Source organism: Aeromonas jandaei, from assembly GCF_037890695.1.
GTDB lineage: Bacteria > Pseudomonadota > Gammaproteobacteria > Enterobacterales > Aeromonadaceae > Aeromonas > Aeromonas jandaei.
Genome location: NZ_CP149571.1, coordinates 1,005,770 through 1,025,612, shown reverse-complemented (window position 1 = coordinate 1,025,612; position 19,843 = coordinate 1,005,770). Strand labels below are relative to the sequence as shown.

Genomic DNA, 19,843 nt, shown 5'->3' with positions numbered 1-19,843 from the left:
CGGGGCAATCGCCATGCTGGCGGCATGCCCCTTTACTGCCTCAACGTGAGTAGACGTTCCCTATGAAGATCATCATTTTGGGAGCCGGCCAGGTCGGCGGCACTCTGGCCGAGAACCTGGCCGGAGAGAACAACGACATCACCATCGTCGATACCGACAGCGAGCGCCTGCGCGAACTGCAGGACAAGTTTGACCTGCGGGTAGTCAACGGCCATGGCGCTCACCCCAAGGTGCTGCGCGAAGCGGGCGCCCAGGATGCCGACATGCTGGTCGCCGTCACCAACAGTGACGAGACCAACATGATCGCCTGTCAGGTCGCCTACTCCCTGTTCAACACCCCGAACAAGGTGGCGCGGATCCGTTCGCCCGCCTATCTGACCGAGCGGGATCGCCTGTTCCTGCCGGAATCGGTGCCGGTGGATCACCTGATCGCGCCGGAACAGCTGGTGACCGATTATGTGCGTCGCCTGATCGAGTATCCGGGTGCCCTGCAAGTGGTTGATTTTGCAGGTGGCCGCGTCGGTCTGGTGGCGGTCAAGGCCTACTACGGCGGCCCGCTGGTCGGCAATGCGCTCTCCACCCTGCGCGAGCACATGCCCAACATCGAAACTCGCGTAGCAGCCATCTTCCGTCAGGGCCGCCCGATCCGCCCGCAAGGCACCACCATCATCGAAGCGGATGACGAGGTGTTCTTCGTCGCCGCCGCAGGCCATATCCGCGCCGTGATGTCGGAGCTGCAGCGCCTCGAGAGCCCCTACCGCCGCATCATGATCGTCGGCGGTGGCAACATCGGCGCCGGCCTCGCCCGTCAGCTGGAGAAGCGCTACAGCGTCAAGCTTATCGAGCGCAACCAGAAGCGGGCGGAGCAGCTCTCCGAACTGCTGGAAAACACCATCGTCTTCTGCGGTGATGCGGCGGATCAGGAGTTGCTGGCCGAGGAGCACATCGACCAGATCGACGTATTCATCGCCGTCACCAACGAGGATGAGGCCAACATCATGTCGGCCCTGCTCGCCAAGAAGATGGGGGCCAAGAAGACCATGGTACTGATCCAGCGCGGCGCCTACGTCGATCTGGTGCAGGGCGGTTCCATCGATATCGCCATCTCGCCGCAGCAGGCCACCATCTCGGCCCTGCTGACCCACGTGCGCCGGGCCGATATCGCCAACGTCTACAGTCTGCGCCGCGGCGCCGCCGAGGCGATTGAGGCGATTGCCCACGGCGACGAAAACACCTCCAAGGTAGTCGGCAAGACGGTGGGCGAGCTCAAGCTGCCGCCGGGCACCACCATAGGTGCCGTAGTGCGCGGGGATGAGGTGCTGATCGCTCACGATCGCACCAGGATCCAGCAGGATGACCACGTGGTCATGTTCCTGGTGGACAAGAAGTACATCCCGGAAGTGGAACGGCTGTTCCAGCCCAGCCCCTTCTTCCTGTAACGGGCCCATGGCCGCTCACTGTCACGCCAGACCCGGCTCAGCCCCACCAGGGGGATGCTCCGGGTCTTTTTTCAATCACCGACCAGGTTATCGAACATGATCAAGCTGCGTCCCATCATCTTTACTCTCGGGCTGGTGCTCTCCAAGCTGGCGCTCTTCATGTGGCTGCCGACCCTGCTGGCCCTGCTGACCGGCTCCGAGGGGTTCGTCGAGTTTCTCAAATCGGTGCTCATCACCCACGGCGCCGCCCTGCTCTGCCTCCATTACGGACGCAAGGCGGAGTTCCATCTGGGGGTGCGGGAGATGTTCCTGCTCACCACCTCGGTCTGGGTGGTGGCCTGTATCTTCGGGGCGCTGCCCTTTGTCTTCATCACCCACATCAACTTTACCGATGCCTACTTCGAGACCATGTCGGGGGTGACTACCACGGGCTCTACCGTGCTCTCCGGCCTCGACAACATGGCCCACAGCATCCTGCTGTGGCGATCCATCCTGCAGTGGCTGGGCGGGGTCGGCTTTATCGTGATGGCGGTAGCTGTGCTGCCCTACCTCAACGTCGGCGGCATGAAGCTGTTCCAGACCGAGAGCTCGGACTGGTCGGATAAAAGTGCGCCACGGGCCAAGACGGTGGCCAACAACATAGTGCTGGTCTATCTGGTGCTCTCCATGCTCTGCATGATGGCCTACTGGGCCAGCGGCATGACGCTGTTCGAGGCGATCAACCACTCGATGACCACCCTCAGCACCGGCGGCTACTCCACCTCCGATCAATCCATGTCCCACTTCTCCAACTCGGCACACTGGATTGGCACCCTGTTCATGTTCCTCGGTGGCCTGCCCTTCCTGCTTTACGTGCAGAGCCTCAACCATCGGGATTACAGCCTGTTCAAGGATGCCCAGGTGCGCGGCTTCTTCTGGCTGGTGGTCTGGGTCACCGCCATCATGACCTTCTACCTGTGGGAGCGGAACCTGTTCGACTTCTGGGATGCCCTGCGCATCAGCTGCTTCAACATCGTCTCGGTACTCACCACCACGGGCTTTGGCCTCGGTGACTTCGGCACCTGGGGTCCGCTGGCCAGCATCACCTTCATCGTGCTGCTGGCGCTGGGCGCCTGCTCGGGCTCGACTGCGGGCGGTCTCAAGATCTTCCGGGTACAGGTGGCCTTTGCCCTGTTCAAGAAGCAGATGCGCCAGCTGATGCACCCCTCCGGCGTATTTCCCCAGAAGTACAACGGCCGGACGGTCAACGACGCTATCATCCGCTCGATGATCTCCTTCGTGCTGGCCTACTTCGCCATCATTCTGGTGATCGCGGCGCTGCTGGCCGCCATCGGGCTCGATCCCCTCACCTCCATCTCCAGCTCCATCACCGCGGTTGCCAACGTGGGGCCAGGGATGGGGCCGGTGGTCGGCCCCAGCACCAACTTCGCCAGTCTGCCCGACTCGGCCAAGTGGCTGTTGTCGTTCGGCATGCTGCTGGGACGGCTGGAGATCCTGACGGTCGCCGTACTCTTCTTCCCCTCGTTCTGGCGCCAGTAACGCGCAAGCAGCGACGCCCGCCACCGGTGGATAACAACCGGTGGCGGGCGTTTTATGCCCCCGGATCGGACACAGCCCTGTAACGGCCTGGCATGAGCCACAGAGTGCTTCAGGCAGCCCACTTTGCTCACATAAGGTAAAGCTGGGTCATTAAGACAAAATCCATAAATTAAATTTATAGCGATTGCTTTGGCTCACCCATAAGAGCCCGCCCCTGCCAGCAGGCCCGGTAAGACCATCTTCCGATCTGCAGAGCCCTGCCTCCAGAACACGCCCTCTGCATCCAGCCATAGCAAGCCAGATACAGCGCCAAAAAGAATGCCCACTGAGAGCCTGTCACACCCGGCAGCAGCGCTTATCCACAAGGCAAGGTGCAACCGAACCGCGCAACCCAACGCAGATAAAAAAAGGCCCAAACCTGAGGTTTGGGCCTTTCTATCAGCGAATCGTCAGCAACCGTGAGGGCTACCGAGACTCAGCACATGGGATTAACCACGGCCAGAGCGCTTGCGATCCAGCTCGGTCAGCAGCTTCTTACGGATACGGATGCTCTTCGGAGTCACTTCTACCAGTTCATCGTTGTCGATGAACTCGAGAGCTTGTTCCAGAGTCATGCGGATCGGCGGAGTCAGCACCTGAGCTTCGTCGGTACCGGAGGCACGCATGTTGGTCAGCTGCTTGCCTTTCAGGCAGTTAACGGTCAGGTCGTTGGAACGGGAGTGGATACCGATCACCTGGCCTTCGTACACTTCGGTCGCGTGACCGATGAACAGACGACCGCGGTCTTGCAGACCGAACAGGGCGTAGGTCAGAGCCTTACCGGTAGCGTTGGAGATCAGCACGCCGTTCTGACGCTCACCGATGCTGCCACCCTTGTGCGGACCGTAGTGGTCGAAGGTGTGGTACAGCAGACCGGTACCGGAGGTCATGGTCATGAACTCGGTCTGGAAGCCGATCAGGCCACGGCTCGGGATCATGAAGTCCAGGCGAACGCGACCCTTGCCATCCGGGGTCATGTTGGTCATTTCGCCCTTACGCAGACCCAGCTGCTCCATGACGGAACCCTGGTGCGCTTCTTCCACGTCCACAGTAACGGTTTCGAACGGTTCTTGCAGTTCGCCGTCAACGGTACGCAGGATTACTTCCGGACGGGATACCGCCAGCTCGTAACCTTCGCGACGCATGTTTTCGATCAGGATGGAGAGGTGCAGTTCACCACGACCGGATACACGGAACTTGTCCGGATCGTCGGTCTCTTCCACGCGCAGGGCCACGTTGTGGACCAGCTCCTGGTTCAGACGCTCCAGAATGTTACGGGAGGTCACGAACTTGCCCTCTTTACCGGCGAACGGTGAGGTGTTGACCTGGAAGGTCATGTTCACGGTCGGCTCGTCAACGGAGAGCGGCGGCAGCGCTTCAACAGCACCGTTGTCACAGATGGTGTCGGAGATCTTCAGCTCGCCCAGACCGGTGATGGCGATGATGTCGCCAGCTTGCGCATCGGCAACTTCGGTACGGGACAGGCCCAGATAGCCCAGCACCTGACCGACTTTACCGTTGCGGGTCTTGCCGTCGGCACCAACGATGGTGACCTGCTGGTTGGTCTTGACGCGACCACGAGTGATACGGCCGATACCGATAACGCCCACGTAGGAGTTGTAGTCCAGCTGGGAGATCTGCATCTGGAACGCGCCTTCGGTGTCAGCTTTCGGGGCTTCCACGTTGTCGACGATAGCCTGGAACAGCGGCTCCATGTTCTCGGACTCGACGTCCTGATCCATGGTGGCCCAACCGTTCAGTGCAGAGGCGTAAACCACTTTGAAGTCCAGCTGTTCGTCAGTCGCGCCCAGGTTGTCGAACAGGTCAAATACCTGATCCATTACCCAGTCAGGACGAGCACCCGGACGGTCAACCTTGTTGATGACCACGATCGGCTTCAGACCCTGAGCGAACGCTTTCTGGGTCACGAAACGGGTTTGCGGCATCGGGCCGTCAACGGCGTCAACCAGCAGCAGCACGGAGTCAACCATGGACAGTACGCGCTCAACTTCACCACCGAAGTCGGCGTGACCCGGGGTATCAACGATGTTGATGCGGTAGTCATTCCAGCGGATCGCAGTGTTCTTGGCGAGAATGGTGATGCCACGTTCCCGTTCCAGATCATTGGAGTCCATGATCCGTTCCTGGCCTTCCGTGGAGCGGTCCAGGGTACCGGACTGCTGCAGCAGTTTGTCCACAAGCGTCGTTTTGCCGTGGTCAACGTGCGCAATAATCGCAATATTGCGTAAATTCTCTAACATTCTCGCCTCAATCACCGGGTAAAATTGGGCGCTAATTGTACTCTTGCCTTTGTGATCTGCCTAGCAGAATTGCAGTACATTCGCGCATGACAACGGATCTGGATCATAGACCTCGTCTGTAAACCCTGCTTATATGGGGTGCGACCGCATCTTGCGCACTATTTCAGTGCACCAAAACGATCCGCGGCCGCACTATTTTGATGCAACACCAGTCGAGATTGCCTGCTTTTGGGGAACCACCGAGACGGGATTGCCCTGAAATCAGGCTGTCACAAACTTGGCACGATACTGGCTTATGTGAATACGACGACGCATTCACCCAGAGAGTTTTAACACCGGAGGTTATTTAGCATGTCAGTCCAGAACGTTTTGGCCCTGATCCAGGAACACGAAGTCAAGTTTGTTGATCTGCGCTTTACCGACACCAAGGGCAAAGAGCAGCACGTATCCATCCCTGCCCATCAGGTTGATGAAGATTTCTTCGAAGACGGCAAGATGTTCGACGGCTCCTCCATCGGTGGCTGGAAAGGCATCAACGAATCCGACATGGTACTGATGCCGGATGCCGCCTCCGCCAAGCTGGATCCGTTCACCGAAGAGACCACGCTGAACATCGTGTGTGACGTGCTGGAGCCTGCCACCATGCAGGGCTACGACCGCGACCCGCGCTCCATCGCCAAGCGCGCCGAAGATTTCCTGAAGTCCAGCGGCATCGCCGACACCGTGCTGTTCGGGCCGGAGCCGGAATTCTTCATGTTCGACAACATCACCTTCTCCAACACCATGGGCCACAGCTTCGTGAAGATCGAATCCGAAGAAGCTGCATGGAACTCCGGTACTGCCTATGAGCATGGCAACAAGGGCCACCGCCCGTTCGTGAAAGGCGGTTACTTCCCGGTTGCGCCGGTTGACTCCTCCCAGGACATCCGTGCCGCCATGTGTCTGGTGCTGGAAGAGATGGGCCAGGTTGTTGAAGCTCACCACCACGAAGTGGCGACTGCCGGTCAGAACGAGATCGCTACCCGCTTCAATACTCTGACCCTGAAAGCGGACGAAGTGCAGGTGCTGAAGTACGTGATCCACAACGTGGCCCACGCCTACAACAAGACCGTCACCTTCATGCCGAAACCCATGTTCGGTGACAACGGCTCCGGCATGCACTGCCACCAGTCTCTGGCCAAGAACGGCGTCAACCTGTTCGCCGGCGACCTGTATGGCGGTCTGTCCGAGATGGCGCTGCACTACATCGGCGGTATCATCAAGCACGCCAAGGCCATCAACGCCTTCGCCAACCCGACCACCAACTCCTACAAGCGTCTGGTTCCGGGTTATGAAGCACCGGTCATGCTGGCCTACTCTGCCCGCAACCGCTCTGCCTCCATCCGTATCCCGGTGGTTCCGAGCCCGAAAGCCCGTCGTATCGAAGTGCGCTTCCCGGATCCGGCAGCCAACCCGTACCTGGCCTTTGCAGCTCAGCTGATGGCCGGTCTGGACGGTATCATCAACAAGATCCATCCGGGCGATGCCATGGACAAGAACCTGTACGACCTGCCGCCGGAAGAGGCTGCAGAAGTACCGACCGTTGCCGGTTCTCTGGACGAAGCACTTGCTGCTCTGGATAGCGATCGCGAGTTCCTGACCCGTGGCGGCGTGTTCAGCGATGACTTCATCAACTCCTACCTGGAACTGAAGCAGCAGGATGTTGACCGTGTACGCATGACCCCGCACCCGCTGGAGTTCGAGCTGTACTACTCCGTCTAAGCCGGAAACTGCTGTCCGGTTAATCGGACCAGCTTGCCCAATCGTGACAAAACCCGCCATCTGGCGGGTTTTTTCTCTGATAGGATTAAGCAAGATACCGTCAAGGAGAGATGGATGAACAACAAGTATGGCATCGGGCTTGTCGCCCTCCTGTTGCTGACCTCATTTGGTACGCATGCCGCCAAGGTCTACTCCTGGGTCGATGGCAATGGCGTCACCCACTACACGGATGCCCCTCCTCCCGGCAAGAAGGTAAAGGAAGTCGATCTGCGCACGGCCCCCTTCTTAAGCGGAGCCCCCCGTTCGGTACAGGTGGAGAACTTCAACTCCCTGACCGGTGTCGATGCCAATAAGAAGAAAGAGGCAGCCAAGCTGGTCATCGCCCTGCTTTCACCGGAACAGGGCAGCACTCTGCGCGACAACACCGGCAATATCGTCTTCCAGGGCCAGATCAGCCCCAAACCACCCACCCAGTATGATGTGCGGCTGACACTGGATGGCAAAGCGGCTCCCCTTGTCAGCAACAGCCTCTCGATCCGGGTCGAAAACGTCGATCGCGGCGCCCACGAGGCCCAGCTCGAACTGCTCGCCAAAGACGGTACGATCCTTGCTAAATCGACTCCAGTCACCTTTTACCTGCATAGAGCAAGCGTGGATCCGGCTCCCAAACCCACCCCCAAAGCCAACCAGGGGTGATATAGCGCACCGATGCGGGTAAACTCAATGCACCATATCGGTGCATTGCAGGTGCACAGCACCGTTTTAGGGAGAAACCTGTGCCAACCCGCTCGGACAACGCCAAAACACTCTTGGATAATTTGCTGACCGCCGTGATCCTGATGGATGAACGGCTCTGCATCCAGTTCGTCAATCCTGCCGCCGAGCAGCTGCTCTCTCTCAGTGAACGACGGCTGATCGGCATTGAACTGCCCCATCTGCTGGAACATATCTCCCTCGACCTGCAACGACTGAAACAGTGCCTCGTTTCAGGGCAGGGCTTTACCGATAGCGAAGTGACTCTGGTGGTAGAGGGAGAACCGCGGTTGGTAGAGCTGAGTGCTACTCCCATGGCCGACCACGAGCAGCGCCTGCTGGTCGTGGAGCTTCGCAAGATCGACCAGCAGAAAAAGATCAGTCAGGAGCAGCAGCAGCATGCCCAGCAGCTGGCAGCCAAAGAGCTGGTTCGCGGTCTCGCCCACGAAATCAAGAATCCCCTCGGCGGCCTGCGCGGCGCAGCCCAGCTGCTGCAAAAGGAGCTGCCCGACCCCGCCCTGCGCGAATATACCGGCATCATCATCGAACAGGCCGATCGGCTGCGGGTACTGGTCGATCGCTTGCTCGGCCCCCAGCGCCCCGGCCGCCACCAGATGCACAATGTCCATTCGGTGCTGGAGCAGGTACGCCGACTGGTGGAGCTGGAGCTGCCACCGACGGTGCGCATCGAGCGGGATTACGATCCCAGCATCCCCGAATTCGAGATGGAGCCGGATCAGCTGCAGCAGGCGTTTCTCAACATAGTGCGCAACGCCGCCGAAGCGCTGGGCGATCAGACCGGGCTTATCCGCATCAAGACTCGCACTGCGTTCCAGATCACCATCCACGGTCAGCGTTACCGGCTGGCGGCGGAGATCAAGATCATCGACAACGGCCCCGGTATTCCCGATGCCATCCGCGACACCCTGTTCTATCCCATGATCACCGGCAAAGAGGGCGGCACCGGGCTTGGCCTCTCCATCGCCCAGAACCTCATCGACCAGCACAAGGGGAAAATCGACTGCATCAGCTGGCCGGGCCACACCGAATTCACCATTTTTCTATCGCTTCGCAAGTAAGGGAACACCATGACAGCCAAAGTGTGGATCGTCGACGATGACAGCTCTATCCGCTGGGTGCTGGAACGCACCCTCGGCAGCGAAGGCTTCAACTGCGAAAGCTTTGCCGATGGCGAAGCCCTGCTACACGCCCTTGAGCTGCGCTCGCCCGATGTCATCCTCTCCGATATCCGGATGCCGGGCATCGACGGCCTGAGCCTGCTGGAGCAGATCCACCGCCGTCAGGCCGATCTGCCCATCATCATCATGACCGCCCACTCGGACCTCGACAGTGCGGTCAACGCCTACCAGCGCGGCGCCTTCGAGTACCTGCCCAAACCGTTCGACATCGACGAAGCGGTGACGCTGGTGCGACGCGCCGAGAATCACCTCAAGGAGCAGCGCACCAAGCGCAAGTCTCGTCAGCAGGAGACGACCGCCACACCGGAGATCATCGGTGAGGCGCCGGCGATGCAGGAGGTATTTCGCGCCATCGGCCGTCTCTCGCGTTCCAGCATCTCGGTGCTGATCAACGGCCAGAGCGGCACCGGCAAGGAGCTGGTTGCCCACGCCCTGCACAAGCACAGCCCGCGAGCCCACAAAAACTTTATCGCCCTCAACATGGCTGCGATCCCGAAAGATCTCATCGAATCTGAGCTGTTCGGTCACGAGAAGGGGGCGTTCACCGGCGCCAACAACATCCGCCACGGCCGCTTCGAGCAGGCCGACGGCGGCACCCTGTTTCTCGACGAGATCGGCGACATGCCGCTGGATGTGCAAACCCGGCTGCTGCGGGTCTTGGCCGATGGCCAGTTCTACCGGGTCGGTGGCCATCAGCCGGTGCAGGTGGATGTACGGATCATCGCCGCCACCCACCAGAATCTGGAGAAACGGGTGGCCGATGGCGAGTTTCGCGAGGATCTGTTTCACCGCCTCAACGTCATCCGCATCCACATCCCCGCTCTCAAGGAGCGCCGTGAGGATATCCCCCAGCTGGCCCGCCACTTCCTGCTGCGCGCCGCCAAGGAGCTGAACGTGGAGGCCAAGAGCCTGCACCCGGATACCCAGGCCTATATCAGCCGCCTGCCCTGGCCGGGCAACGTGCGCCAGCTGGAGAACGTCTGCCGCTGGCTCACCGTGATGGCCTCCGGGCAGGAGGTGCTGGTGAGCGATCTTCCCCCCGAGCTGCTTACCCCCATCACCCACAACGCCGAGCCCGGCCAACCGGCGTTGCCCGGTTGCTGGCAGCAACAGTTGCAGGAGTGGGTAGCCAGCAAGCTGGCGCTGGGAGAGACAGACATCCTGGCCGATGCCATGCCCCAGTTCGAACGGATCATGCTGGAGACGGCGCTGGAGCACACCCACGGCCACAAGCAGGAGGCGGCGCGCCTGCTTGGCTGGGGTCGCAACACCCTGACCCGCAAGCTGAAGGAACTCGATCTCTCCTGAGTCCCGGGGAAAAACGATTCCCATCACGCCTTGATAAATCACCGACCAATAAGACCCCGTTTGCCAGCAAACGGGGTATCTTTTTTGAAAGCCCCGCCTAGAATGGCAGGCTTTCAAACCCGACTCGAAGAAGGCGCCATCATGATTGACAGATCTCTCCCCCTGACCGACCTGCACCGCCATCTGGACGGCAACATCCGTCCGCAGACCATCCTCGAGCTGGGTCGCCAACACAATATTCAGCTGCCCGCCTTCGAGCTGGAGGCGCTGCGCCCCCACGTACAGATCGTCGAGAACGAGCCCAGCCTGGTCGCCTTCCTGAAGAAGCTGGACTGGGGTGTTGCCGTGCTGGCCGACTATGACGCCTGCCGCCGGGTTGCCTACGAAAACGTGGAAGATCTGCTGCGCGCCGGTATCGACTATGCAGAGCTGCGCTTCAGCCCGGCCTACATGGCGATGGCCCACAAGCTGCACCCGCAAGGCGTGGTGGAAGCCATCATCGACGGCGTGGCCGCGGGCAGCCGTGACTTCGGCATCAAGGCCAACCTGATTGGAATCATGAGCCGCACCTTCGGCACCGAACAGTGCAATCAGGAGCTGGCCGCCTGTCTGGCCCACCGCGACAAGCTGGTCGCCATCGATCTGGCCGGTGACGAGCTGGGCTTCCCGGGGGAACTCTTTGTCGACCACTTCCGCAAGGTGCGCGATGCAGGCATGCGCGTCACCGTGCACGCCGGTGAAGCCGCTGGCCCCGAGAGCATGTGGCAGGCCATTCGCGAGCTGGGTGCCGAGCGTATCGGCCACGGTGTCAAAGCGATTCAGGATCCAGCCCTGATGGCCTATCTGGCCGAGCATCGCATCGGCATCGAATCCTGCCTCACCTCCAACGTCCAGACCACCACGGTGGCGAGCCTGACCGAACACCCGATCCGTCAGTTCCTGGCTGCCGGCGTGCTGGCTTGCCTCAACACCGACGACCCGGCGGTGGAAGGCATCGATCTGCCCCACGAATATGAAGTGGCCGCCCCGGCCGCAGGCATGACCGCGAGCGAGATCCGCACCGCCCAGCAGAACGGCCTGACCCTGGCCTTCCTGAGCGATAGCGAGAAAGCAGAACTGAGCGCCCGCGCCGCCAGCCGCTGATTAACACCGGCAATGCAAATAACAACGGCCCACTTCGGTGGGCCGTTTTTATTTGTGGCGGAGATCCCGCAACTTCAAACCCTCGGTTCGATTAACAGATGTCATATCGTATACATGAAAATATTCCTGCCGATTACAGCATTATGGGGAGATGGTCATGTTGAAAAGTCTGGATCTATTTGGCAAGGCGCTGAAAGAGCACTATCAGAACAGGGGTGATGAAACCTTGCAGATCAACATCAGCGGGCAAGAACCATATTGTCTCCCGCTCGCTATCTTTTTTCGACCAGCCGACTACTACCAGATTGATCGCCGGGCGTTATCTTTATGCAGGGGAAAGACGCTGGATATAGGAGCTGGAACGGGTGAACACTCGCTCTTTTTGCAACAGCAGCTTTTTGATGTGACCGCCCTCGATATCTCTCCATTGGCCTGTGAGGTGATGCAAGCCAGAGGCGTCAGCAGAGTCATCAATGCCGATATCTTTTCGGCTAGTTTTGACGCCCCGTTTGATACCTGGTTGCTACTCGGTCGCAGTATCGGAGCCGTGGGCAACATTGAAATGTTGGGGAAATTTTTCGAACTTGCTCATCAATATATTTCGCCGAAAGGTCAAATCATTTTGAACTCAACGAACGGGAGTACTAACCAGACCGTTATACGAGAGCTCTCTTTTACCTATAAAGGAGAAACCGAGGCGCCCATCAGTTGGCTGGATATCGCTCAGGATCAGCTGAACAGGGAGGCGGCTAAATATGACTTTTCTACTGAAATAATCGATATAGAAACTGATGGGAATTATCTGGCGGTGTTAAAGAAATAGTCCTACTTATAGTTCTCTTCTTAAAAACAGAGCCCAAATCAGCAAAAGGCCCAAACCGTGTTTGGGCCTTTTGCTGATGGCGATGCAGGGGAAAACTACTCCCGCTCCTTATCTCGCTCCAGCGCCCGCTCAACCAACGGCTCGGGCAGGCTCTTGGTTACCTCCACCCCCAGCTCACGGAAACGCTCGACCTGCGCAATCAGGTTGCCACGGCCGTTGACCAGCCGTCCCATCGCCTTGTCGTAGCTCTCCTGCGCCTTGTGCAGGCTGCCGCCCATCTGCTGCATCTCCTCGACGAACAACCGCAGCTTTTCGTAGAGGCGACCGGCCCGCTCGGCGATCTGGCGAGCATTCTGGTTCTGCCGCTCGTAGCGCCACAGGTTCTCGATGGTGCGCAGCGCCACCATGAGATTGGTGGGGCTCACCAGCAGGATGTTGTTGTCGAGACCGTAACGCACCAGCGAGGGATCAGCCTCCATCGCGGTAAGGAAGGCGGGCTCCACCGCCACGAACATCAGCACATAGTCGAGGGTGCGCACCCCGGGCAACTGCTGGTAATCCTTGCGACCCAGCTCGCGGATATGGTTGCGCACCGAAGCGACGTGTTCCTTGAGCGCTACCGCCTTCTCCAGCTCGTCATCGGCGTTGTACCAGCGCTCGTAGGCGGTCAGCGACACCTTGGCGTCGATGATGATGTCTTTCTCTTGCGGCAGGTGGACGATGACATCGGGCTGGTAACGCTTGCCCTTCTCCACCTCGATATTGACCTGGGTGTGGTACTCGTGACCCTCGCGCAGACCGCACTCGCTGAGGATCCGCGCCAGCACCACTTCACCCCAGTTGCCCTGCTGCTTGCTGTCACCCTTGAGGGCTCTGGTCAGTGCCGCAGCCTCTTCGGTCATGCGGGCATTGAGCTCGGCGAGGCGCTCCAGCTCGAACTTGAGGCTGTGGCGCTGGGCCGTCTCCTGCGCGTGGGTCTCCCCCACCTGACGGCGGAAGCCCTCGAGCTGCTCCTTGAGCGGTGTGAGCAGCAGATCGAGGCTGTTCTGGTTCAATTCACGGAAGTTACCGGAGTTTTGCTCGAAGATCCGGTTGGCAAGGTTCTCGAACTGCTGGCTGAGGCGCTGCTCCGCCTCCTGCTGCAATTGCAGCTTCTCGGCGGCGGCCAACCGTTCGCTGCGCAGGGTCGCTTCCGCATCCTTGAGACGGGCGGTGAGTTTGATGAGCAGAGTCTGCTGCTGATCCAGCTTCTGCTGCCCCTGTTGTCGCTCATCCTGCAGTTCGTCAAAACGCTCCTGCAGCGCCTGATAACGCTCCTGTGCCAGCAGCAGCTCCTGAGTCTGCGCCGTGCTGCTGCGCCGGCCAATCAGCCAGCCTGTTCCGAGTGCCAGCAGGGCGGCTGGCAGCAGGATGACCCAGAGCCCGGGCTCGATCATTTACGGCTCCGCTGGCGCAGGAAGAGTTCGAGATAGCGGTTGGCCAGCAGCCAGAGCAGCACGTAGATGAGGTAGGCGGCGAGCACCACCCACTTGTGGCTGTTGACCCCGGTATCGAGCTCGACGAACTCGATGCCCTTGATGCGGCAGTAGCCCCACATCAGCAGGGGGAAGATATAGAGCAGGGACGAACGCCAGAGAAATAACCACATATGTTTTCATTCAACCACGGAAAAGAGACCCGCCTAGCTTACACAAGGGCAACAGCCCTTGCGATCCTGACGGCTGCTATTCTCTGGCCTGCCCTCGCAAACTTCGATAAAATTAACCCCTAATAGGTATCAGGGGTGGGCATGACTCATTATTTCCTCCGTTGGCTGACACAAGGCTGGCAAGCTTCACGCAAACCCGCGGTGGTTTGCCATGAAGCGCGCCCGCCGTGGGCGATCGAGGAGTCCCAGTACCTCACCCTTTGCACCCGCTGCGGCGAGTGTTTCAAGGCCTGCCCGCGCGGTCTGCTCAAACCGGCCATGCAGGAGGAGTACGAGGGGAGCCCGATTGCCGGCACCCCGGTGCTCGATCTCGCCTGCGGCCAGTGCAGCTATTGCGGCAGCTGCGCCAGAGCCTGTCCGACCGGCGCACTCGACCTGCAACTGGGTCGGCAGGTGCAGACCCGGGTCCAGATTGAAGAGAGCTGTCAGGCCCGTCAGGGCTTCTACTGCCTGCTCTGTGAAGATGCCTGCCCCCAGCAGGCAATCAAGGCCACAGCCGATGGCATCAACGTCAATATGGATGCCTGCAATGGCTGCGGTGCCTGTGGCCTCGCCTGTCTGCACGGCGCCATCACCCTGATCCGCCAGCCGGGTAATCGCTGACAAGCAAAAGGGGCCATCAGGCCCCTTTCCTATCTATTCTTGCTTCCTGCCCATCAGGCCATCGCCAGAATGGACTCCTGCTCAATGCCCAGCAGATGGCAGAGACGGTTCGGATCGCGTACCGCATCGGCCAGGGTGTACTCACCCAGCACTTCGAGGAAGGCGTTCATGGCGCGGCGCAGGATGCCCTGAATGCGGCAGCCGCCGGAGAGACGGCAGTTCTCGCGCTTGCAGTCGACCGGACAGAGCACATGCTCCATATCCATCACCACATCGCGCAGGTTGATGGAGACCGCGGAGCGACCGAGCCGGATACCGCCATGCTTGCCACGCACCGTCTCGATGTACCCCTTGATGCCGAGCTGGTGCACTATCTTGACCACGTGGTTGCGAGAGATGCCGAAGGTATCGGCCACTTCGGTAATGGTCGACAGGCGATCGCCCGGCTGCACCGCCAGGAAGGTCAGGGTACGCAGGGCGTAGTCGGTAAATCGTGTCAGTTGCATGGTCGCACTTGCCTCTTACTACAAGCCAGGAATCAGGACGACAACATTGAGCTAAGAGGCAGGAGACAACCGGTTTGCCTCTGTCCACCAGAGGGGGGCCTGTCTCTTAATCTGAGTTGCGGAGTGACAAGGTTAAGAGCAGCACAACCGGGTGTCGATGAAGATGCACATAAATCGACACTTTCTTTGATTGATCGCAAACTTGCCGGGTTAGCCCGGCGTTTGCCTCCATTCTGGCGGCTAAATTTCCCGAAATTCCTCGCCGCCGCCCCCAACAGACAAGAGGGGAAATCACGCTTCAAGCAGTGTATGAACAGGGCGTCAGTGCGGCTGTTTCAGCCAGTTTTTCAGCGCGACCGAGGGGATGGAACTCTCGGAGGCGACGGCAAATGCACCCCAGTCCACCGCACACTGCAACGCATCCTTGATCGCCATGCCTCGTGCCAGACCATGGATCAATCCCCCAGCGAAAGCATCCCCCGCCCCCGTGGTATCGACCACAGATACTGGCCGGGCGGCGACCCTAATCTGCTCCTCACCATGGATGGCCACTGCGCCTGCCTTACCCTCAGTCAGCACCAGCCACTCCAGCTGCTCCCCCGCCAGCTGGCGGGCATGTTGCCAGGGGTCGCTCACCTCGCCAAGATCGGAGCGGGAAGCCACCAGCACGTGGCAGGGACGGCGCGCTTGCCCCCCCTTGGGATACTGGGCCACCACGAAGCTTTTGCTGAGCATCTGGCGCATGTAGCTGATGATGGCGGTACCGGGATAGTTCACGTAGAGGCAGTCGATCCCCTCCAGCGGCAGATCGCCGGGCAGATCGGGGCGTCGTGGGCGGCGCAGTATGGTGCGCTCGCCGGTGGAGTCCACCAGAATCAGCAGCTCGCCGGTCTCGCCGCCAAAGCGCTCCACATGGCTGCAATCCAGCCCGTAACCGGCCGCCTGCTCCAGCAGCCAGTCGCCGGTCTCGTCCAGCCCGATGCGGGAGGCGATGGTCACCTCATGACCCGCCCATACCAGCCCGATGCCGGTATTGGCAGCGCCGCCCCCCACCCTGCGCCCCTGATCCACATATTGCAGCCGGGCCCCCGCCACCAGCGGTTCGGAGAGGGAGAGCACATGATCACAGTTGAGATTGGCAAGCAGCAGAATGCGGGACATAGAGACCTCGGACGATGGAGATAGCCCAAAAGAGACAGGCTGAACCCCGAGTAGAGCCCAGCCTGACAGAAGAGACAACCGGCAGCGATCGGGAATCCGATCGGGATCAATAGATGGGCAGCTCCACCCCGGCCAGCAGCTCGTCGATGCGCGCCTGGGTCGGCTGCTGCATCACGCTCTGGATCACCTCCTTGGTGAGGTGGGGCGAGAAGGAGCTGATGAAGTCATACATGTAGTTCTGCAGCAGGATGCTCTTGCTGAAGCAGATCTGGGCCGGGCAGGGCTTGAACAGGTGCTCCAGATTGATGGAGACCAGCCCGGGGCTGTCGGTGTCGTTGGCCACCAGCGAGGAGATGATGCCGATGCCAAAGCCCAGCTCCACATAGCGCTTGATCACTCCGGCATCCATTACCGTCATGTAGTAGCTCGGGGTCAGCCCCGCCGCCTGAAACACCTCATCCTGCACCTGACGACCGGTGGCACCGCTCTCGTAACTGAGGATCGGGTAGTGGCAGAGCTGCTCCAGGGTCGGCTTCTTCACCTTGGCCAGCGGGTGATCCTGCGGCACCACCAGTGAGAGGGTCCAGAGGTAGGCGGGCAGCGCGATCAGCTCCTTGTCGAAGCCAATTTCGTGGGCAACGATGGAGAAATCGGAGTAACCCTTACTGATCTGCTCCTTGCTCGCCGACATCACCGGATGGAGGTGGAACGAGATCTTGGGGTACTTCTTGGTGAAGTAGGTAACCGATTTGGGCAGCAGATAGCGGGCGATGGTGTGGGTAGTGTGGATGTTGAGGGTGCCCACAGTCGGATCCAGGTACTCGCGGGAGATCGCCTTGATCTTGCTCTCGATGTTGAGCATCGCCTCGGCACACTTGATGATCTCCTCACCTACCGGGGTGATGCGGTGCAGATGCTTGCCACGGCGCTCGAAGATCCGCACTCCCAGCTCGCTCTCCAGCAGGCCGATCTGCTTGCTGACCCCAGGCTGGCTGGTATAGAGCGCATCGGATGCCACCGAGACGTTGAGGTTGTGGTCCCGGATCGCGATCAAGTACTTCAATTGCTGTAGTTTCAAGGCTTCACCCTCTCAAGCTGGTGCGGCGATCACGCCAGACAAACAGGCCGCCACAAAGGGCGGCCAGTGTATCATCCGATCCCGACATCGCAGCGCTTGATCCTTCATTTTGCTACAAAATCTAGCACCCGAAGGGGGTCGCTGACAAACCGGGCTCAGGCCGCGCCAGCCCGCAGCGGCAGGATCCCCAAAAACTGCAGCAACCACTGCATCATGGTGGTCGAATCCACCTCTCCCTCCAGCGAGGAGAGGCTGCTCTGGTAACGCTCGTCGGGCAGCAGGCCACGGCGCCGTTCGATCAGCGCCCGGTTGTACTCCACCGAAAACTCGGGGTGCCCCTGAATGGCCACTATGTTGTCCCCCTGCAGGAACATGAAGTTGGGACAAAAATCGTTGCCCGCCAGCCGGGTTGCTCCGGGGGGGAGCAGCGCCACCTGATCCTGATGGCTCGCCAGAATGCGGATATGATCCCGCGCCGGCGCCATCCAGGGGGCATCTTCCAGCATGGGGTGAACCGACACACCCAGCCCCCACCCCTTGGTGGATTTCACCACTTCGCCCCCCAGCGCCTGGGCGATCACCTGATGGCCGAAACAGATCCCGGCCAGCTTGATGTCGGCATCATGGGCACGGCGGATCCAGCCGCGCAGTGCCTGGATCCAGGGGATATCGCTATAGGCGTCGTGGCGCGAACCTGTGATGAGCCAGGCATCGCACTCGTGCAGATCCTCCGGCAACTCGCCATCGATGGCTGACCAGACCCGAAACTCCAGCTCGGGTGCCAGCGGCTGAAACCCCCTGATAAACATCTCGGAGTAGACGGGGCCAAAACGATCCGCCAGATCGGGATCCAGCCGGTCACAATCGAGAATTCCCAATCGCATCTGTTGCTCCTTTACAGAAGTGCCCCCGCAGACCAGCGATCAGCGGGGGCAAGAGAATCAAATCATGGTGGTGAGCCTTTGGCTCATCACTTCATGGTTGGCATGGAGAACTCGGCACCACTGCGCAGGCTCTGGGGCCAGCGCGCCGTGACCGTCTTCATCCGGGTATAAAAGCGAACCCCATCCGGCCCGTGCATGTTGAGCGGCCCGAAGATGGAGCGCTTCCAGCCGCCAAAGCTGTGAAACGCCATCGGCACCGGAATGGGGACGTTCACCCCTACCATACCGACCTGCACCCGCGCCGTGAAGTCCCGCGCAGTGTCGCCGTCACAGGTAAAGATGGCGGTACCGTTGCCGTACTCGTGCTCGTTGATGAGCCGCAGTGCCGTCTCGTAGTCCGGCACCCGCACGATGGAGAGCACCGGGCCGAAGATCTCCTCGCGATAGATGCGCATCTCGGGGGTCACCTCGTCAAACAGGCAGCCACCGATAAAGTAACCCTCGTCGTGGCTCAGCGTGCGACCATCGACCCGCAGCGTGGCCCCTTCGGCCACCCCCTGATCCACGTAGCCGCGCACCTTGGCCAGATGCTCCTTGCTGATGAGCGGCCCCATTTCGTTCTCCGGGCTCTGGCCCAGCCCCGGGCCCACCCGCAGTTTTTCCACTAGCGGCATCAGCTTGGCCACCAGCGCATCGGCGGTCTCGTCCCCCACCACCACGGCCACCGAAATAGCCATGCAGCGCTCACCCGCCGCCCCATAAGCAGCCCCCATCAGGGCGGAGACCGCTTGATCGAGATCCGCATCCGGCATCACCACCATGTGGTTCTTGGCGCCGCCCAACGCCTGCACCCGTTTGCCGTGGGCAGAGGCGGTGGCATAGATGTACTGGGCGATGGGAGTCGAGCCGACAAACGACACGGCACCTACTCGCGGGTCGGTCAGCAGCACATCCACCACCTCCTTGTCGCCGTTCACCACGTTGAGCACGCCGTCCGGCAGACCGGCCTCCTTGAGCAGCTCGGCCATCCGCAGCGAGAGGGAGGGATCCTTCTCGGAAGGTTTGAGAATGAAGGTGTTGCCGCAGGCGATGGCGACCGGGAACATCCAGAGCGGCACCATGGCCGGGAAATTGAACGGGGTGATACCGGCGCAAACCCCCACCGGCTGCATCATGGAGTAGCTGTCCACCCCGCGACCGACGTTGAGGGAGTGCTCCCCCTTGAGCAGATGAGGAATGCCGCAGGCAAACTCCACCACTTCCAGCCCGCGGGTCAGCTCACCCTGCGCATCGGAGAAGACCTTGCCGTGCTCGCGGCTGATGAGCTGGGCCAGCTCGTCCCTGTGCTGCTCCATCAACTCCTTGAAGCGGAAAAAGACCCGGGCCCGCACCAGCGGCGGGGTTTGCGACCAGTCGGCAAAGGCGCACTCGGCGATGGCGATCGCCTCCTGACACTCGGCGGCGCTGGACAGCCCCACACTCCCCTGCTGCTTGCCACAAGCGGGATTGAAGATGGCCCCCTGGCGCTCGCTGCGACTCTCCTGCGGCTGGCCGTTGATGAAGTTGCTGACCCTGTATGTCATGTATCCTCCGTGATGACTGATGTCGTGGTGGCGCAGCGCTCGTCAAAACGAGGCA

At 60.4% G+C, this 19,843-nt stretch carries 17 protein-coding genes; 9 read left to right on the top strand and 8 right to left on the bottom strand.

Annotated elements, in window-relative coordinates; all coding sequences use genetic code 11:
- Positions 1-62 precede the first annotated feature (62 nt).
- A complete protein-coding gene (gene trkA / locus WE862_RS04980; protein WP_033114770.1) occupies positions 63-1,439 on the top strand; it encodes a Trk system potassium transporter TrkA in 1,377 nt (458 codons plus the stop codon).
- Positions 1,440-1,535: 96 nt separating this feature from the next.
- On the top strand, positions 1,536-2,978 hold the full coding sequence (locus tag WE862_RS04975; RefSeq protein ID WP_041209496.1) for a TrkH family potassium uptake protein: 1,443 nt from the start codon (positions 1,536-1,538) through the stop codon (positions 2,976-2,978).
- A gap of 488 nt (positions 2,979-3,466) precedes the next feature.
- On the opposite strand, the gene typA is transcribed toward WE862_RS04975, so the two are convergent.
- The gene (gene typA, locus WE862_RS04970; protein ID WP_041209495.1) at positions 3,467-5,278 is read right to left on the bottom strand and encodes a translational GTPase TypA; all 1,812 of its coding nucleotides are present in this window, start codon (positions 5,276-5,278) and stop codon (positions 3,467-3,469) included.
- Positions 5,279-5,629: 351 nt separating this feature from the next.
- Here typA and glnA point away from each other — a divergent pair, with 351 nt between their 5' ends.
- From glnA to WE862_RS04940, 6 genes are all read left to right on the top strand, one after another.
- On the top strand, positions 5,630-7,039 hold the full coding sequence (gene glnA / locus WE862_RS04965) for a glutamate--ammonia ligase (RefSeq protein WP_033114767.1): 1,410 nt from the start codon (positions 5,630-5,632) through the stop codon (positions 7,037-7,039).
- A gap of 114 nt (positions 7,040-7,153) precedes the next feature.
- Positions 7,154-7,735, top strand: coding sequence for a DUF4124 domain-containing protein (locus WE862_RS04960; RefSeq protein WP_042031930.1), 582 nt, complete (start codon positions 7,154-7,156; stop codon positions 7,733-7,735).
- Positions 7,736-7,815: 80 nt separating this feature from the next.
- Positions 7,816-8,871, top strand: a complete 1,056-nt coding sequence (gene glnL / locus WE862_RS04955; RefSeq protein WP_042031931.1) for a nitrogen regulation protein NR(II) — start codon at positions 7,816-7,818, stop codon at positions 8,869-8,871.
- A 9-nt stretch (positions 8,872-8,880) separates the two neighbouring features.
- Entirely contained in the window at positions 8,881-10,299 is a 1,419-nt protein-coding gene (gene glnG, locus WE862_RS04950; protein WP_042031932.1) for a nitrogen regulation protein NR(I), read from the top strand.
- A gap of 141 nt (positions 10,300-10,440) precedes the next feature.
- The gene (gene add, locus WE862_RS04945; RefSeq protein ID WP_042031978.1) at positions 10,441-11,442 is read left to right on the top strand and encodes an adenosine deaminase; all 1,002 of its coding nucleotides are present in this window, start codon (positions 10,441-10,443) and stop codon (positions 11,440-11,442) included.
- Positions 11,443-11,599: 157 nt separating this feature from the next.
- Complete coding sequence (locus WE862_RS04940) at positions 11,600-12,265, top strand: class I SAM-dependent methyltransferase (protein ID WP_042031979.1); 666 nt, start codon at positions 11,600-11,602, stop codon at positions 12,263-12,265.
- Between the two features lie 95 nt (positions 12,266-12,360).
- On the opposite strand, the gene rmuC is transcribed toward WE862_RS04940, so the two are convergent.
- Complete coding sequence (rmuC, locus tag WE862_RS04935) at positions 12,361-13,701, bottom strand: DNA recombination protein RmuC (protein WP_042031933.1); 1,341 nt, start codon at positions 13,699-13,701, stop codon at positions 12,361-12,363.
- On the bottom strand, positions 13,698-13,913 hold the full coding sequence (locus WE862_RS04930) for a hypothetical protein (RefSeq protein WP_033114762.1): 216 nt from the start codon (positions 13,911-13,913) through the stop codon (positions 13,698-13,700). Before WE862_RS04930 ends, rmuC begins: the two co-directional genes overlap by 4 nt.
- Positions 13,914-14,054: 141 nt before the next feature.
- On the opposite strand from WE862_RS04930, the gene WE862_RS04925 reads away from it, so the two are divergent.
- The gene (locus WE862_RS04925) at positions 14,055-14,576 is read left to right on the top strand and encodes a ferredoxin-type protein NapF (protein WP_042031934.1); all 522 of its coding nucleotides are present in this window, start codon (positions 14,055-14,057) and stop codon (positions 14,574-14,576) included.
- A gap of 53 nt (positions 14,577-14,629) precedes the next feature.
- On the opposite strand, the gene WE862_RS04920 is transcribed toward WE862_RS04925, so the two are convergent.
- The 5 genes from WE862_RS04920 to WE862_RS04900 form a co-directional block, all read right to left on the bottom strand.
- Positions 14,630-15,082, bottom strand: a complete 453-nt coding sequence (locus tag WE862_RS04920) for an Rrf2 family transcriptional regulator (protein WP_033114760.1) — start codon at positions 15,080-15,082, stop codon at positions 14,630-14,632.
- 321 nt (positions 15,083-15,403) lie between these two features.
- On the bottom strand, positions 15,404-16,243 hold the full coding sequence (locus tag WE862_RS04915; RefSeq protein ID WP_042031935.1) for a PfkB family carbohydrate kinase: 840 nt from the start codon (positions 16,241-16,243) through the stop codon (positions 15,404-15,406).
- Positions 16,244-16,349: 106 nt separating this feature from the next.
- Positions 16,350-17,321, bottom strand: a complete 972-nt coding sequence (locus WE862_RS04910) for a LysR substrate-binding domain-containing protein (protein WP_033114758.1) — start codon at positions 17,319-17,321, stop codon at positions 16,350-16,352.
- Positions 17,322-17,476: 155 nt separating this feature from the next.
- Positions 17,477-18,205, bottom strand: a complete 729-nt coding sequence (locus WE862_RS04905; RefSeq protein ID WP_042031936.1) for a glutamine amidotransferase-related protein — start codon at positions 18,203-18,205, stop codon at positions 17,477-17,479.
- Between the two features lie 86 nt (positions 18,206-18,291).
- Entirely contained in the window at positions 18,292-19,788 is a 1,497-nt protein-coding gene (locus tag WE862_RS04900) for a CoA-acylating methylmalonate-semialdehyde dehydrogenase (RefSeq protein ID WP_042031937.1), read from the bottom strand.
- Positions 19,789-19,843: the final 55 nt, after the last annotated feature.